Raw genomic sequence first — 14,817 nt, forward strand, 5'->3', positions numbered from 1 at the left:
ATGCAGAGCAAGCCCTTCGTCGACATAGTCAAGGAACAGTTGGAATCGGAAACGCTCAACCTCCCGGTATTCCACCCCATCGCCATAAAGCTGCAGGGGATCCTTGCCGGCAAAGATTTCACCATCGACCAGGTGGTGGCGCTGATCATCAAGGACCAGGCGCTGACGAGCCAGATCCTGAGACTCGCCAACTCCGCGTTCTTCAGCGGTCTGGCCAAGGTGACCACCATCACCGACGCGGTGGTGCGGCTGGGCGCACGCGAGATCGCCAGCGTGGCCATGCTTGCCTCGCAGCAAAACAACTACAACAGCTTCACCCATCCGGAGCTTAAGAGCCACTCGCAGGTGCTTTGGAAGCACGCCATCGGCTGCGCCATCGGCACCCGCTGGCTGTGCGAGAAGACCGGCTACAAGCAGCTGGCGCAGGAAGGGTTCATCGCCGGGCTGCTGCACGACATCGGTAGCCTGTTGATTTTGAAGGTGCTGGAGGGGATTTTGAATTCGGACAGCGAGCAGAAGGGGGTGTCCCGCGAACTCACGGCGGAGATCATCGCCGCCATGCACACGGAATCGGGGTACCAGTTGATGCAGAAATGGAACCTGCCGGAAATCTACTGCACCATCGTGCGCGACCATCACACCGAACTCACCGACACCGGCAACGTGCTGTTAAGCCTGGTGCGGCTGGTAGATCACACCTGCCGGAAGCTGGGGCTTGCGGGGACGCCGGAGCCGAACCTGATGCTGGCGGCTACCTTTGAGGCGCAAAGCATGGGGATCAAGGAGATCATGCTCGCCGAGCTGGAGATCATGATCGAGGACGCCATGGAGATGGTCACCTCTGCCGCTTGAGAAATTCCACGAACCCCTCATCGAAGATGCGCTGCACCTCCCATTTCTCACCACGTTCCTTGGCCATGCGGATCGCCCGCACCTGGCAGCCGACGAAGGCGACCAGGAGGATGAAGGCCACGGCGATCTGCAGGCGCCACGCCCAGGCCGACAACTTGGGCTCCGGGGACGGCAGCACCCGCGGCGTTTGCTGGGACAGTTGCAGCAGTTGCTGCGCGGAAACGTAGCCGATGATGCGATCCCGGTCCGCCTCATCGATGAAGCGGTACCTCACCGCGGTGCTGAAGCGCACGCGGTCGGGGAGGTCCCGCACCTCGACCACCTCCCCCACGATTTCGATCAGGCGTTTCGAGTTGGGAACGTAGATGCTCAGCTCGATCAGCTGCCCCACGATCAGCTTCTCGTTGATGTTGATGCGCAGGCCGCCCCCGGAGATGTTGGCGACGACCGGCGGCGTTTCCTTGCGTTTTTCCAGCCTGGCGCGGATCTCCTCCCTGCTGTCCTCAAGTTCCTCCGGTTCTCCCGGCTCCGGGGTCTGCGCCGCGAACTCGATCTCCCGGCGCCGCTCCAGCCAGCGCAGCCGCACGTCCGCGTCGATCTGCGACAAGGGGAGCCGGTAGTCGAGAGGCAGGTAAACGTCCTGGCGGTAATACTCCCTGGGTTCGAAAGGGTAGACCCCTTCGATCAGCCGCAGCGCGAGGCGGTGCTCGGCGCTGTCGACGCGAACCAGTACTGCGCGGCAGGTGAGTGACTGCTCCTGCTCGGGGAGCCCCACGTTCAGGGTCTGACCGGTCACGAGCCGCGCCTCCTCAGGGAGTTGGTCCCGCGACAGGTCGACCAGCAGCAGGTCGTCATCGAGGGTGGCCACCGCCCCCCACTCCGGAAACCAGCCGCCTCCCTCCAGCGGTATCCCCACGCGCACGCGGCTCCCTTCCTGAAAGTACCGCGCGTATTGTTCCAACTCTTCAGCCATACCCCCTCCGTCCCACCTGCTTCTCTTCGGCCGCAGAGACCAAAAACCTTAGTGGGCTTCGGCCCAGTTCATGCCGAAGTTGAGGTCGACCTTAAGCGGGACCGAGAGGGGAAGCGCTCCCTCCATCTCGCTGCGCACCAACTCCTCCATCAGCTCCCGTTCGTTTTCCGGCACTTCGAAGACCAGTTCGTCGTGCACCTGCATGATCAGGCGGCTTGCCACCCGTTCCTCGCGCATGCGGCGGGAGACCTTGATCATGGCCGCCTTGATGATGTCGGCGGCCGAGCCCTGGATCGGGTAGTTGGTGGCGTTTCGCTGGGCAAAGGCGCGGATGTTGCCGTTCTTGCTGGCTATCTCCGGGATCTGCAGCCGGCGCCCCAGGATGGTGGTGACGAAGCCGCAGGTCTCGGCCTCGGAGATGCAGCTGTCCAGGAAGCTCCTGGCCCCGGCATGGCGCTCGAAGTAGCTGTCGATGAAGGCCTTGGCCTGCTTGGCGGTGACCCCCAGCTCCTTGGCCAGCGAAAAGGCGCCCTGGCCGTAGATGACGCCGAAGTTGATTACCTTGGCCTGGCGCCGCATCTCGGTGGTGACCAGTTCCGGGAACATGCCGAAGACCTCGGACGCGGTGCGGCGATGGACGTCCTCGCCGGAGGCGAAGGCTTCGCTCAGCACGCGATCGCCGGAGAGGTGCGCCAGCACCCGCAGCTCGATCTGCGAGTAGTCGGCGGAGAGGATCAGGCTTCCCGGCTCGGCCACGAAGGCGCGCCGGATGTCGCGCCCCTCCGCCCCGCGCACCGGGATGTTCTGCAGGTTCGGGTCGGAAGAGGAGAGCCGGCCGGTATTGGTGACCGCCTGGTTGTAGGAGGTGTGCACGCGCCCTGTCCTCGGGTCCACCAGCTTGGGAAGCGCGTCGGTGTAGGTCGATTTCAGCTTCGAGATGCTCCGGTACTGCAGCAGCAGCCGCGCCACCTCGTGCTGCTCCGCCAAGCGCTCCAGTTCCTCCACGTTGGTGGACCAGCCCGTCTTCCCCTTGGTCTTCTTGCCGACGGCGAGCCCCATGCGCTCGAAGAGCATCTCGCCCAGCTGCTTGGGGGAGTTGATGTTGAAGGGGCCGCCGCAGTGGTCGTGGATCTTCGCCTCCAGCTCGATGAGCTGTTTCCCGAACCCGGTGGAAAGCTCCTTCATGAGCTCCAGGTCGAGCTTCACGCCGCAGAGCTCCATGTCGGCCAGGATCTCCAGCAGTGGCATTTCGACGTCGAAAAGAAGCTGTTCCATCCCCTGCTCGCGCACCTTGGGAAGCAGGATCTCGTGCAGCAGAAACGTGGCGTCGGCGTCCTCGCAGGAATAGGGGCCGGCGCGGTCCAGGTCCACTTCGGAGAAGTTCAGCTCACACTTGCCGGTGCCGGCCACCTCCCCGTAGGAGATCATGCGGTGGTCCAGGTACTCCAGCGCCAGCGCGTCAAGCCCCTGGCTGTTACGGGACGGGTTGACCAGGTAGGCGGCCAGCATGGTGTCGCACCAGATGCCGGTGAATTCCACCCCGGCCAGCCGCAGCACTTGGTAGTCGTACTTCAGGTTCTGGCCGATCTTTTTGCGGGAGGGGTCAGCGAGGAGCGGCCCCAAAAGTTCCAGCACCAGCTTTTCTGGGAGCTGTTCCGGGGCGCCCAGGTAGCGGTGCCCGACCGGGATGTAGTACGCCTCGTGGGAGTGGCAGCTGACCGCGTAGCCGACCACGGACGCCTCGTACGGGTTCAGGCTGGTGGTCTCCAGGTCGATGGCGAAGGCGGGGGCCTTTGCCAGCTTCGCCACCAGCTCGCGCAGCTCGGCCTCGGTCAGCACCAGGGCGTAGTGGTCGCAGGAAAGGGTGGGCGAACTGGTAAGGTCCTTAAGGAGCGTGGCGAAACCGTACTCGCGGAACAGCGCGGCGAGCCGGCGGTTGTCCGGCGGGGTCACCGCGAAGTCGTCGATGTTGTACTCGATGGGAACCTCGCAGTCGATGGTCGCCAGGGTGCGGCACAGGCGGGCCTGGTCGGCGAACTCCACCAGCCGCTCCCCGGTCTTCCCCTTCACCTCGCCTGCGCGCGCGAGCAGCTCGTCCAGGGTGCCGAACTCCTGCATGAGCTTCTTGGCGGTCACCTCGCCCACGCCCGGGACGCCGGGTATGTTGTCCGAGGTGTCGCCCCAGAGCGCCAGCACGTCGACCACCCGCGTCGGTTCCACGCCGAACTTCTCGATCACGTCAGGGATGCCGAAGCTCTTCTCCTTCATGGTGTCCAGAAGGGTCACGTGCTCGGTGACGATCTGCATCAGGTCCTTGTCACCGGTGACCACGACGCAGTCGAGCCCAGCCGCTTCCGCCTTCTTGGCGATAGTCCCGATGATGTCATCCGCTTCCCAGCCGGGAAGCTCCAGGGCCGGGATGTTGAAGGCGCGCACCATCTGCTTGATCGGCTCGATCTGCTGGGCCAGGTCTTCGGGCATGGCGCTCCTGGTCGCCTTGTAGGCGGGGAAGAGCTCGTTTCGGAAGGTGATCTTGCCCGCGTCGAAGATCACGGCCACATGCGCCGGAGCCCGGTCCTTCATGACCTTCAGGAGCATCTGGGTGAAACCGTAGAGCGCGTTGGTGGGGAAACCGTTGGGGGAGCTCAGGTGGCGGATGGCGAAATAGGCCCGGTAGATGTAGGAAGAGCCGTCCAGCAGGTACAGTGTTTCTCTCTCGGCCGTCACCTAGTTCTCCTCTTTGGTGAAGACCACGAAGGCCATAGCCGGGCGCTTACTGGCGTCACGCATGGCAAACTGCATGGCGTCGAATTTCCATCCCTTCCGGGTCCATTCGTTGAGCGCCTCCTCGATGGTTTCCTCGGAAACATGGTTCAGCTCGACGACCTTGTACTGCAGCATAAATACTCCTTACGACAGGGATTTTCCTGGCCATATTATCCGATAAACCCTTATGCTTCAAGGCGAAATGTTCTGTTGCAAAAAAGAGCCAAACTGCTATGATTCTCAAAAATCAAAAAAGGGGGTCCAGCAAGTTCAGGCAGTTAGGCGTCGGCGTTAACAACCAGGTAAAAGGGGAGCCAGCATGGCACGAGACGAAGAAAAAACCATCGACGAATTGGCACAGCGGATGGAAATCAACCTGGCAATGGACTACGAGAAAAAGGACTTGAAGGCACAAAGGGAGTTGGTGAAACAACACCTCTACGACGGCTCCAAAAAATTGAAGCACACCGTACCCAAGGGGAAGCGGATTTAAATCAGGAGAAGGAAACAACGGGGAGGGGGCTTGAGGAAACGGCTCCCTCCCCTTAAATTTTTGCCTACCATACGCGCCCGGTGGCGCACCTTCCGGAGGGAGAGATGGCGATCGTCAGGTACAACCCGCTCAGCGAACTTAGAAGCATGCAGGACAAGATGAACCGGCTGCTGGACCTGGCCTGGACCCGCGAGATCGGCGACGAGATCAGGGAGGGGGTCTGGCACCCACCGGCGGACGTCTACGAGAGTAACGCCGCGGTGACCATCAAGATCGAACTTCCCGACCTGGACCTCTCCGACATCGAGATCAGGGCCGAGGAGCACACCCTGACCATCAAGGGGGAAAGAAAGCACAGCGAGGAGATCAGGAAGGAGAACTTCCACCGCATCGAGCGCTACTTCGGCCCCTTCCAACGGAGTTTCGCCGTCCCCCCCGAGTTCGAGGCCGCGGGCTTCAAGGCGAGCTGCGACTACGGCGTCCTCACCATCGTCATCCCCAAAACCATCACCGTCGAGATCACCTGAGGGGTCACCCCTCGTTCATGCTGCCGGTGCGGTACCCCTGCAGGTCGAGCGACACGTACGTGAAGCCGGCCTGCCGGAAGCAGTCCAGCGTCCGCTGCCGCAACTCCGGCTCCAGCATCCGCCCAAGTTCCGCCTCGGAGAGTTCGATGCGCGCGCTCTCCTGGTGGAAGCGCACCCGGTACACCCGGAAACCTTCCCCCTTCAGAAACTCCTCGCAACGCTCCACCTGGTTCAGCCTCTGCTCGGTGATCTCGGTGCCGTAAGGGAACCGGCTGGCGAGGCAGGCGTAGGCCTGCTTGTCCCAAGTGGGGAGACCCAACCCGCGCGAAAGCTCCCGGATGTCCGCCTTGGCCAGCTCCGCTTCCAGCAGCGGCGAGCGCACCTTCAGCTCGCATGCTGCCACGCGGCCCGGGCGGTAGTCCCCCAGGTCGTCGGTGTTGCTGCCGTCGGCGACAAAGGCGAAGCCTAGCTCGCGCGCCTTGTCGCTGCAGATACGGAACAGCTCGCTCTTGCAGTGGTAGCAGCGGTCTTTGGGGTTGTGGCTGAAACCGGGGATCTCGAGTTCGTTGGATTCGACCAGGAGTTGCGTAGCACCGAGGGATGCGGCCAGGCGCTTCGCCTCGTTCAGTTCGCTTTCGGGGTAGGTGGGTGAGGTGGCGGTGACGGCCAGGACTTTGCCCGTTCCCAGGGTGTCGATGGCCGCCTTGAGCAGGAAGGTGGAATCGACCCCGCCCGAGAAGGCAACCAGGACGGTTCCCATCTCGCGCAGGACCTCTTGCAGTTTCTCGTACTTTTGCTGGGGTGATGCCATGGGGGCCTCGCAGGACCGCCGCCCCGGGACACCCGTAACAGCCGTTGGTGCCGCCGCGGCTGCAGTCATTGTTTGATGGGAGCTGCCTGCCGTCTAGATGAAGTACATGAAGCGGTGATCCTGCTCCCGCTTGATGCCCAGCGTCTCTCCGCGTTCGCACAGGGTCTTGAGGGTGATCGACTCGAAGAACTCGTTCAGCCTGGAGTTGGATTCCTCCCAGACCGTCTGCGTCACGCAGCTCCCGTCGAAGCCGCACTCGCCCTTTCTCCTGCCGGCGCAGTCAACGATGAGGGTGTCCCCCTCGGTCGCCTCGATAACGGCGCGCACCGTGATCTCCTCCGGGCTCTTGGCGAGGCAGTATCCCCCCTGGGGGCCGCGCTTGCTCTTCAGGATGCCGTGCTTTTTCAGACCCTGGAAGATCTGCTCCAGGTAGCGGGGCGAGATGTCCTGGCGCCGCGAGATGTCCTGGATCTGCGCCGGCTGGCTCCCGGCGTTGTAGGCGATGTCGAAAAGAGCCCTCAGGCCGTAACGGCTCTTGGTGGAAAGTCTCATGTCTGTATCTCCCGCTGTTTAATGGTTAAGCGAGGATACAATACCACATTTTTCATGTCAAGAATATAAACTATTGCATGCCCTCATTTACCACTGCGGAGATGCGCCATATTACCAGTAACGCTGCGGCGGCTCGACCCGTTCCACCAGGGTGATGGCGCCGTCGATCACTTGGAACACATCGCCGTACATGTTGGTCCACTTGTCGCCCTCTTCCAGCGGCATGGGAACCTCACGACTCCCGAGGAACACCTCGGCGTCGTCGATATAGGCGTACCACTCCAAGTTGCCGTTCATCCAGAGCTTGTTCTTGATTTCCATTAAACCTCCCTGCTTCTTTTTCTCATGATACTACTGAAAAGTATACGTCCCGGTCAAGCAACTCCGGTTTTAGCTTGTTGCCGCAGACGCTTTTTGTTATTAAAAGTAGATACTTTCCTTGGGGGTCTTTCTCTATGAAATTCACAAAGATGCAGGGTGCCGGCAACGACTACGTCTACGTCAACTGTTTCGAAGCAACCGTGCAGGACCCCGCCGCCGTGGCCGTCAAGGTGTCCGACCGCAACTTCGGTATCGGCTCCGATGGCTTGATCCTGATCATGCCCAGCGAATTGGCCGACGTCAGGATGCGCATGTTCAACTCCGACGGCTCCGAAAGCGAGATGTGCGGCAACGGCATCCGCTGCGTCGCCAAGTACGCCTACGATCACGGCATCGTGGCCAAGAAGGAGATCACCGCCGAGACCGGGGCCGGGATCCTGACCCTGCAGCTTTTCACCGGCGCCAACGGCAAGGTGGAGAAGGTGCGCGTCAACATGGGGCCGCCCCGCCTCACCCGGAAGGAGATCCCGATGCTCGGCAATCCCGACGAAAAGGTGATCAGCGAGCCGCTCAATATCCTCCATTCCACCTTCAATATCACCTGCGCCTCGATGGGGAACCCGCACTGCGTCATCTTCGTCGATGACGTCGACAACTTCGAGGTCGCCAAGTACGGGCCGCTGATCGAGAACCACGAGCTGTTCCCGCGCCGCACCAACGTCGAGTTCGTGCAGGTGGTCTCGCGCACCGAAGTGCGCCAGCGCACCTGGGAGCGCGGCGCCGGCGAAACACTTGCCTGCGGCACCGGTTCCAGCGCGGTCACCGCGGCCTGCGTGCTGAACGGCCTAACCGAGAAGAAGATCCTGAACCACCTGACCGGCGGCGACCTGGAAATGGAATGGAGCGAGGACGGCAACATCTACATGACCGGCCCCGCGGTAGAGGTCTTCAGCGGAGAGATAAACATAGATTAAGACTAAGATTGAGATTAAGCTCAATCTTTATCTTAATCTCAATCTGCCTTTAGGAGCCTTTTGTGAACTCATGCCCCATCTGCACCAAGTGGGAAGACGATGTGGACCAGCGGATCATCGAGCTGGAACACACGCTGGTTTCGCTGAACCGGGACCAGTTCTTCGCCGGCTACTGCTTCGTCTATACCAAGGACCACGTCACCGAACTCTTCCACCTCTCGGAAACGGTGCGTAACGGCGTCATGGCGGAGGTCTGCGCCGTGGCTGAAGCGCTTCATAACGCCTTCAGCCCCGACAAGATCAACTACGAGCTGCTCGGCAACATGGCGCCGCACATGCACTGGCACGTGGTGCCGCGCCGCTCCTCCGATCCGCTCTGGCCGCGCCCGCACTGGAGCGAGCCGCACCAGGAACTGATCCTGAAAAGCGAGGAGTACCTGGCCCGGGCCGAACTGATCAGGACCCACCTGGGGAAACTGGGCGTCAAGGGGAGGGCGTAATGGATCTTTTGGGCGCTCACGTCTCCATCTCGGGGGGCATCCACAACGCCGTTGACCGCGGGGTCGCCTCCGGCTGCGGCGTCATCCAGGTCTTCACCCAGAACGCGAACCAGTGGCGCGGCAAGGCGATCTCGGACGCCGACGCGCAGCTGTTCCGCGACAAGTTCGCGGCCAGCGGCATGAAGAGCGTCATGAGCCACGACATCTACCTGATCAACCTGGCCGCCGCCCCCGGCGACGTGAAGGACAAGAGCCTGATCGGCTTCCGGGAGGAGTTGGAGCGCTGCGCCAAGCTCGGCATCGACAAGGTGGTCATGCACCCCGGCTCGCACAACGGGGACGGCGAGGAGATCGGTATCCGGCGCGTCTGCGAGGCCTTCGACCAGCTCCTGGCCGAGGTGCCCCAGTTTACCGGCAAGGTGCTCTTGGAGAACACGGCGGGCCAGGGGAGCAACCTCGGCTACAAGTTCGAACACCTGAAGGCGATCATGTCCGGCTGCGCCTCCCCCGGCCGCTTCGGCGTCTGTTTCGACACCTGCCACGCCTTCGCCTCCGGCTACCCCATCGCCGACCACGACGGCTACCGCAAGACCTTCGACGAGTTCGACGCCCTGATCGGCATCGACAAGCTACTCGCCTTCCACCTGAACGATTCCAAGAAGGGGCTCGGCTGTAAGGTCGACCGCCACGAGCACATCGGCGCCGGGACGCTGGGGCTGGAGCCCTTCCGCTTCATCCTGAACGACCCGCACTTCGCCCTGGTCCCCAAGGTGATCGAAACCCCGAAAGGGGACGAGGACGAGATGGACGCGGTGAACCTGAAACTTTTGCGGAGCCTGATCGAAAGCTGATTCGGCACCGGCAGGAGGTGCGGCATGCGCAACAAGGTCGAGATAGTACAGGGAGACATCACCAAGGTGGCGGTCGATGCCATCGTCAACGCGGCCAACAGCTCGCTTTTGGGCGGGGGCGGGGTGGACGGCGCCATTCACCGGGCGGCCGGTCCGGAGCTTCTCGCCGAGTGCCGTACCCTGGGGGGATGCCCCACCGGGGAAGCGAAGATCACCAAGGGATACCGGCTCCCGGCCCGGCACGTGATCCACACGGTGGGGCCGGTCTGGCACGGCGGAGGGCGCGGCGAGGCGGAACTGCTCCGCTCCTGCTACCGCAACTGCTTCCGGCTGGCACATGACAACCAGCTCGCCAGCATAGCCTTCCCCGCCATCAGCACCGGGGTCTACGGCTACCCCAAGCGCCCGGCCTGCCGCATCGCGCTGGAAGAGGCCAAGGCGGCACTGGCGCAATATCCGGAACTACAAAAGATTATTTTCACTGCATTCTCCGCCGAGGACGCGGATATTTATCGGGAAACGATGCAGGAGGTTTGGGCGTGAAGGCGGTGATTCAGAGGGTCAAGCGTGCCAGCGTGACGGTGGCGGGAAAGGTGGTCGGCGATATCGGCCCCGGCATCCTGGTGCTGCTCGGCGTGGAGATAGGCGACACCAGCAAGCAAGCGGACTGGATGGCGGAGAAGATCGTCAACCTGAGGATTTTCTCCGACGAGCAGGGGAAGATGAACCTCGCCCTGCCCGACATCAAGGGGGAGATGCTGGCTGTCTCCCAGTTTACCCTGGCGGGCAACTGCTCCAAGGGGAGACGCCCTTCGTTCGACACGGCCGCCGCTCCCGAGGAGGCCAACAAGCTGTACAGCTACTTCATGGGGCAGGTTTGGGAGCTCGGCGTGCCGGTGCAAAGCGGGATCTTCCAGGCCGACATGGAGGTGTCGCTGGTGAACGACGGGCCGGTGACCTTCGTCCTGGAGACCCCGCCCAACCGTTGATTCACATGAGAGGCCGAACCTCTTCGACCTTGAAATAAACCACGCGGGAAACCGCGGCGCTCGCCTGCGGGCTCGCCACCAGCGCGGTCCGTTCCTTGATCTCGCCCAGAAGTTCCCCCTCTCCCTTTTCCTCAATCATGGTAAGGCTCAGCCTCCAGCCGGAGTACCCCCGCGACGGTGCCAGGTACAGGTAGCTGGCATGCGGGTTTTGCCTCAAGTTGGCGATGCTGCGCCCTTCGCCGAAGCCCCAGGCCAGCGTCTGGTCGTCGACCACGTGCGGCACGGCGAATACGGCGAGATTAACCACGCCGGTCGCATCGGCTGTGCCCAAAACCCCGCGCCCCCCTTCCGGAAACAGTTCCGCAAGCTTCATGTGTTCCGCCCCCTTTTCTCTTTAAGCTGATGAAGCAACTATGATAATCTAGCAGGCTCGAACCGATTGTCTACCGCACCGACACCGGCACGGCCGTAGCGAAGGAAAAGCACGTGCAGCTGAAAACCATACTTGAAGCGCTGTACCAGAACCGCTCCCAGGCCCACCTGGCCAACGACCCGCTCTCGTTTTGCCATCGCTACAGCCATCCCTTGGACCAGGAGGTTGTCGGGCTGGTGGCGGCCTCCTTCGCCTACGGCAACGTCAAGATCATCAAGAAGAACCTCGCCGTGATCTTTGAGGTCATGGGCCCCTCCCCGCGCCGCTTCGTGGAGAGTTTCGACCCGCGGCAGGGAAGCCGAGACTTCGCCGGCTTCAAGCACCGCTTCAACGACGCCCGAGACCTCTGCGCCTTGCTCTTCGCCTGCCGCATCATGATCGAAGAGGCCAGCTCCGTCGAGCGGTGGCTGCTGCGCTTTTACAATCCGGCCGATCCGGACCTGACCGGGACCCTCTCCGGCTTTTCCGAGGCGGTGAAGAACCTCGACCTCTCCCCGGTGTTCGGCCCCGGCGGCGTCCCCGCGGATTCCTATTTCCCCTTCTTCTTCCCCTCCCCGGCCTCGGGGAGCGCTTGCAAGCGGCTCTGCATGTTGCTCCGGTGGATGGTGCGCCCGGCCGACGGCATCGACCTCGGTATCTGGCGCGGCATCTCCCCGGCGCAACTGGTCATCCCGGTCGATGCCCACATCCAGCGCATCTGCCGCTTCCTCGGCTTCACCAGCCGAAAGCAGGCGGACTGGCGCATGGCCTGCGAGATCACCCGCGCCCTGCGCGAGCTCGACCCGGCCGACCCGGTGAAGTACGACTTCGCCATCTGCCACCTGGGGATCTCGGAAGGGTGCGACGGCAAGGACCGCCTGAAATGCACCGCCTGCCCCATCGGCAACATCTGCTCGGCTGAACCGACTTGAGCCACCCCTTCCCGGCATACCTGCATGGCTTCGCCTTCACCGGCCAGGTCGGCGAGATTGTCGCCATGACTCCGGGAGAGGTGCTGCCAGCATTCGAGGATCTGCAGCGGCATCTCGCAGTGGGGCTGCACGCGGCCGGCTTCGTCTGCTACGAGGCCGCCGGCGCCCTGAACGACGCCCTTACGACGCTTCCGGCACACCCGATGCCGCTCCTGTGGTTCGGCCTGTTCACCGAGCGCGGGGCCGAGCAGTTTCCGCCCCACGACGCCCCCTTCCACTGTTCCGCCTGGGAGGCGGCGCCGGGATGGGAGACCTATCACGACTCCGTGCAGACGATCCGGGAGCTCATCTCCGCCGGGGACAGCTACCAGATCAACTACACCATGCGGCAGCGCTTCTCCTTCGCCGGCTGCCCCCGCTCCTTCTTCAGCGAACTCTGCCGCAACCAGCCCACCCCCTACAACTGCTATCTCGAGTGCGGCAGGTGGCGCGTGCTCTCGGCCTCGCCGGAGTTGTTCTTCTCCCTCTCCGGCGGCAGGCTGGTCACCCGCCCCATGAAGGGGACCGCCCCGCGCGGCCGCTGGTATGCGGAGGACCTGGCGCGCAAGGAGCAGCTCAGGCAGAGCCCGAAAGAAGTGGCCGAGAACCTGATGATCGTCGACCTGCTGCGCAACGACATGGGAATGGTATCTGAGACCGGCTCAGTGCGAGTGGAGTCGCTCTTCGATGTGGAGAGCCACCCAACCGTGCACCAGATGACCTCGACCATCGAGTCGCGGGTCCGCGCGGAAGTCACCCCGCTGGAGCTGTTCCAGTCACTGTTTCCCTGCGGGTCGGTGACCGGCGCACCCAAGAGACGGAGCATGGAGATCATCGCTGAGCTGGAAGAGACACCGCGGGGTCTGTACACCGGCTGCCTCGGCTACTTCTCCCCCGGCGGCGAAGCCCTCTTCAGCGTGGCCATCCGCACCGCCGTCCTCGACTGCGAAACGGGAGGGGGCGAGGTCGGCATCGGCAGCGGCATCACCTACGACTCCAAGGCCGAGGCGGAATACCAAGAGTGCCTGGACAAGGGCGCCTTCATAAAGGAGCAGCGACCGGACTTCCACCTGATCGAGTCGCTGCTGCACGACGAACGGGGCTACTTCCTGCTCGAGCGGCACCTGGAACGGCTGGATCAGTCGGCCCGCTACTTCGCCTTCCCCCTGGCCGACGGCGCGGCACGGCAACTCCTGGAAGAAACCGCTGCGGGACTTTCTGCCTCGGTGCGCCACAAGGTGCGCCTGCTGCTCTTCAAGGACGGACGTCTCAGCTGCGGGGCAGCGCCGCTCCCCGAGGCAGGGCCGGAAGCGCAGGCCACCTTCGCGCGACAGCGGGTTAATTCCGGCGATTGGTTTCTCTACCACAAGACCAGTCGGCGCGACCTGTTCCACCAGGAACTCGCCGCCCGGCCGGAGTTCGACGAGGTGATCTTCGAGAACGAGCGTGGCGAAGTGACCGAAGGGGCCTACAGCAACCTCGTCGCCGTCGTCGGCGGCAGGCACTATACGCCGCCGCTGGCCTGCGGGCTCCTCCCCGGCACCCTGCGCGAGGAGCTACTGGCCCAAGGGGCGATTGAGGAGAGGGTCCTGAAAAGGGATGACCTGATGCGGGCGGAGGCGGTTTTTCTGGTAAACTCGGTGCGCGGGTGGCGGCAGGTGAGGCTTGCATGATCATGGTGCTTTGCCCCCCTCCCAGCCTCCCCCCTCCAGGGGGCGGGGAATGGACTGACGGTAGGTAATTACATCACTGTAGAAGGAGGATAGACATGGAAACGTACGGTTTCATAGGCCTGGGCATCATGGGAAGCGCCATGGCCAAAAATCTCATCAAGGCGGGCTTCAAGGTGAAGGTCTGGAACCGTTCGCAGGCAAAGTGCGAGGAGTTCGCGGCGCTCGGGGCAGCCGTCGCGGCGACGCCGGCGGAGGTGACCTCTTCCTGCGCCATCACCATCGCCATGCTGGCCGACCCGGCTGCGGCCCATGAAGTCTGCTTCGGAGCACAGGGAGCCCTGGAGGGGATCGGCGCGGGACGGGGCTACGTGGACATGTCCACGGTGGACGCCGCTACGGCCCAGGAGATCGCAGCGGCGATCACGGCCAAGGGGGGAAGGTTTCTGGAAGCACCGGTTTCCGGGAGCAAGAAACCCGCCGAGGACGGCACCCTGATCATCCTCGCCGCCGGCGACCACGGCCTCTTCGACAAGACCATGCCGCTCTTCGAGAAGATGGGGAAGAAGAGCCTGTTCCTGGGCGAGGTGGGGCGCGGTGCGGAGATGAAGCTCATCGTCAATATGGTCATGGGTGGCATGATGACCATCTTCTGCGAGGGGCTCGCCCTCGCCGACAAGGCGGGGCTCGCCAGTTCGGACCTTTTAGACGTGCTGGACTCCGGCGCGCTGGCGAACCCGATGTTCAAGCTGAAAGGCGCCCAGATGACCCAGGGGCTCTTCGACACCGCCTTCCCGCTCAAGCACATGCAAAAGGACATGCGCCTGGCGGTCGCGCTGGGCGACTCGCTGAACCAGCCCCTGGCATCCGCCGCAGCGGCCAATGAAAGCTTCAAGAGGGCGAAGGGGATGGGGCTCGCCGACCGCGACTTCTGCGCGGTCCTGAAGGCGATCAACTCATGAAAAAGCTGCTCTCTTTTGCTGGCGTGTCCCTTTTGACCACTGCCCTCCTGGACCCGATGCTTCAGTCCACCCTGGACAAGCCGGTCCCCTGGCTGCGCGACATCGGCATGTTCCTGGCCGGGGCGTTCTGCCTGTACATCCTGGTCAAATACCACCGTGAGCTGTAGCAGGCGAGGTGAACCGGGGACACAGT

At 63.0% G+C, this 14,817-nt stretch carries 19 protein-coding genes; 12 read left to right on the plus strand and 7 right to left on the minus strand.

The window, feature by feature from the left end:
* Positions 1 to 852 (plus strand): HDOD domain-containing protein, encoded by an 852-nt coding sequence (locus tag JFN90_RS19675; RefSeq protein WP_199396827.1) that lies wholly within the window; start codon positions 1 to 3, stop codon positions 850 to 852.
* On the opposite strand, the gene JFN90_RS19680 is transcribed toward JFN90_RS19675, so the two are convergent.
* Genes JFN90_RS19680 through JFN90_RS19690 form a run of 3 tightly spaced genes read right to left on the minus strand, consistent with a single transcriptional unit; the run spans position 836 to position 4,726 of the window.
* Positions 836 to 1,825 (minus strand): PilZ-like domain-containing protein, encoded by a 990-nt coding sequence (locus tag JFN90_RS19680; RefSeq protein ID WP_199396828.1) that lies wholly within the window; start codon positions 1,823 to 1,825, stop codon positions 836 to 838. The two genes, JFN90_RS19675 and JFN90_RS19680, sit on opposite strands and share 17 nt — an antisense overlap.
* A gap of 48 nt (positions 1,826 to 1,873) precedes the next feature.
* The gene (gene polA, locus JFN90_RS19685; protein ID WP_199396829.1) at positions 1,874 to 4,552 is read right to left on the minus strand and encodes a DNA polymerase I; all 2,679 of its coding nucleotides are present in this window, start codon (positions 4,550 to 4,552) and stop codon (positions 1,874 to 1,876) included.
* A complete protein-coding gene (locus JFN90_RS19690) occupies positions 4,553 to 4,726 on the minus strand; it encodes a DUF4177 domain-containing protein (protein WP_199396830.1) in 174 nt (57 codons plus the stop codon). It abuts the gene before it with no gap.
* Between the two features lie 184 nt (positions 4,727 to 4,910).
* On the opposite strand from JFN90_RS19690, the gene JFN90_RS19695 reads away from it, so the two are divergent.
* Both JFN90_RS19695 and JFN90_RS19700 read left to right on the plus strand, forming a co-directional pair.
* Positions 4,911 to 5,084: a hypothetical protein gene (locus tag JFN90_RS19695; protein ID WP_183345018.1), complete on the plus strand. Its 174-nt coding sequence runs from the start codon at positions 4,911 to 4,913 to the stop codon at positions 5,082 to 5,084.
* Between the two features lie 104 nt (positions 5,085 to 5,188).
* Entirely contained in the window at positions 5,189 to 5,611 is a 423-nt protein-coding gene (locus JFN90_RS19700; RefSeq protein WP_199396831.1) for an Hsp20/alpha crystallin family protein, read from the plus strand.
* Between the two features lie 4 nt (positions 5,612 to 5,615).
* Here JFN90_RS19700 and larE read toward each other — a convergent pair whose 3' ends face one another.
* The 3 genes from larE to JFN90_RS19715 form a co-directional block, all read right to left on the minus strand.
* The gene (gene larE, locus JFN90_RS19705; protein WP_199396832.1) at positions 5,616 to 6,422 is read right to left on the minus strand and encodes an ATP-dependent sacrificial sulfur transferase LarE; all 807 of its coding nucleotides are present in this window, start codon (positions 6,420 to 6,422) and stop codon (positions 5,616 to 5,618) included.
* 93 nt (positions 6,423 to 6,515) lie between these two features.
* Positions 6,516 to 6,974, minus strand: coding sequence for an RrF2 family transcriptional regulator (locus tag JFN90_RS19710; RefSeq protein ID WP_199396833.1), 459 nt, complete (start codon positions 6,972 to 6,974; stop codon positions 6,516 to 6,518).
* 111 nt (positions 6,975 to 7,085) lie between these two features.
* Positions 7,086 to 7,295 (minus strand): hypothetical protein, encoded by a 210-nt coding sequence (locus JFN90_RS19715; protein WP_199396834.1) that lies wholly within the window; start codon positions 7,293 to 7,295, stop codon positions 7,086 to 7,088.
* A 134-nt stretch (positions 7,296 to 7,429) separates the two neighbouring features.
* On the opposite strand from JFN90_RS19715, the gene dapF reads away from it, so the two are divergent.
* From dapF to dtd, 5 genes are all read left to right on the plus strand, one after another.
* Positions 7,430 to 8,269 carry a diaminopimelate epimerase gene (gene dapF, locus JFN90_RS19720; protein ID WP_199396835.1) on the plus strand — a complete coding sequence of 280 codons (840 nt, stop codon included), beginning with the start codon at positions 7,430 to 7,432 and terminating at the stop codon, positions 8,267 to 8,269.
* A gap of 62 nt (positions 8,270 to 8,331) precedes the next feature.
* Positions 8,332 to 8,769: an HIT family protein gene (locus JFN90_RS19725; protein WP_199396836.1), complete on the plus strand. Its 438-nt coding sequence runs from the start codon at positions 8,332 to 8,334 to the stop codon at positions 8,767 to 8,769.
* On the plus strand, positions 8,769 to 9,620 hold the full coding sequence (locus tag JFN90_RS19730) for a deoxyribonuclease IV (protein WP_199396837.1): 852 nt from the start codon (positions 8,769 to 8,771) through the stop codon (positions 9,618 to 9,620). Before JFN90_RS19725 ends, JFN90_RS19730 begins: the two co-directional genes overlap by 1 nt.
* Before the next feature lie 24 nt (positions 9,621 to 9,644).
* Complete coding sequence (locus tag JFN90_RS19735; RefSeq protein ID WP_199396838.1) at positions 9,645 to 10,163, plus strand: O-acetyl-ADP-ribose deacetylase; 519 nt, start codon at positions 9,645 to 9,647, stop codon at positions 10,161 to 10,163.
* Entirely contained in the window at positions 10,160 to 10,609 is a 450-nt protein-coding gene (dtd, locus tag JFN90_RS19740) for a D-aminoacyl-tRNA deacylase (protein WP_199396839.1), read from the plus strand. Before JFN90_RS19735 ends, dtd begins: the two co-directional genes overlap by 4 nt.
* A 1-nt stretch (position 10,610) precedes the next feature.
* On the opposite strand, the gene JFN90_RS19745 is transcribed toward dtd, so the two are convergent.
* Complete coding sequence (locus JFN90_RS19745) at positions 10,611 to 10,982, minus strand: pyridoxamine 5'-phosphate oxidase family protein (RefSeq protein ID WP_199396840.1); 372 nt, start codon at positions 10,980 to 10,982, stop codon at positions 10,611 to 10,613.
* Positions 10,983 to 11,095: 113 nt separating this feature from the next.
* On the opposite strand from JFN90_RS19745, the gene JFN90_RS19750 reads away from it, so the two are divergent.
* The 4 genes from JFN90_RS19750 to JFN90_RS19765 all read left to right on the plus strand — a co-directional run bounded on the left by JFN90_RS19750 (position 11,096) and on the right by JFN90_RS19765 (position 14,791).
* Entirely contained in the window at positions 11,096 to 11,953 is an 858-nt protein-coding gene (locus JFN90_RS19750; RefSeq protein WP_199396841.1) for a TIGR02757 family protein, read from the plus strand.
* Positions 11,950 to 13,665 carry an aminodeoxychorismate synthase component I gene (gene pabB / locus JFN90_RS19755; protein ID WP_236019083.1) on the plus strand — a complete coding sequence of 572 codons (1,716 nt, stop codon included), beginning with the start codon at positions 11,950 to 11,952 and terminating at the stop codon, positions 13,663 to 13,665. Before JFN90_RS19750 ends, pabB begins: the two co-directional genes overlap by 4 nt.
* A gap of 95 nt (positions 13,666 to 13,760) precedes the next feature.
* The gene (locus JFN90_RS19760; RefSeq protein WP_199396842.1) at positions 13,761 to 14,624 is read left to right on the plus strand and encodes an NAD(P)-dependent oxidoreductase; all 864 of its coding nucleotides are present in this window, start codon (positions 13,761 to 13,763) and stop codon (positions 14,622 to 14,624) included.
* On the plus strand, positions 14,621 to 14,791 hold the full coding sequence (locus JFN90_RS19765; protein WP_199396843.1) for a hypothetical protein: 171 nt from the start codon (positions 14,621 to 14,623) through the stop codon (positions 14,789 to 14,791). Before JFN90_RS19760 ends, JFN90_RS19765 begins: the two co-directional genes overlap by 4 nt.
* Positions 14,792 to 14,817: the final 26 nt, after the last annotated feature.

The organism is Geomonas propionica, assembly GCF_016458235.1.
GTDB lineage: Bacteria > Desulfobacterota > Desulfuromonadia > Geobacterales > Geobacteraceae > Geomonas > Geomonas propionica.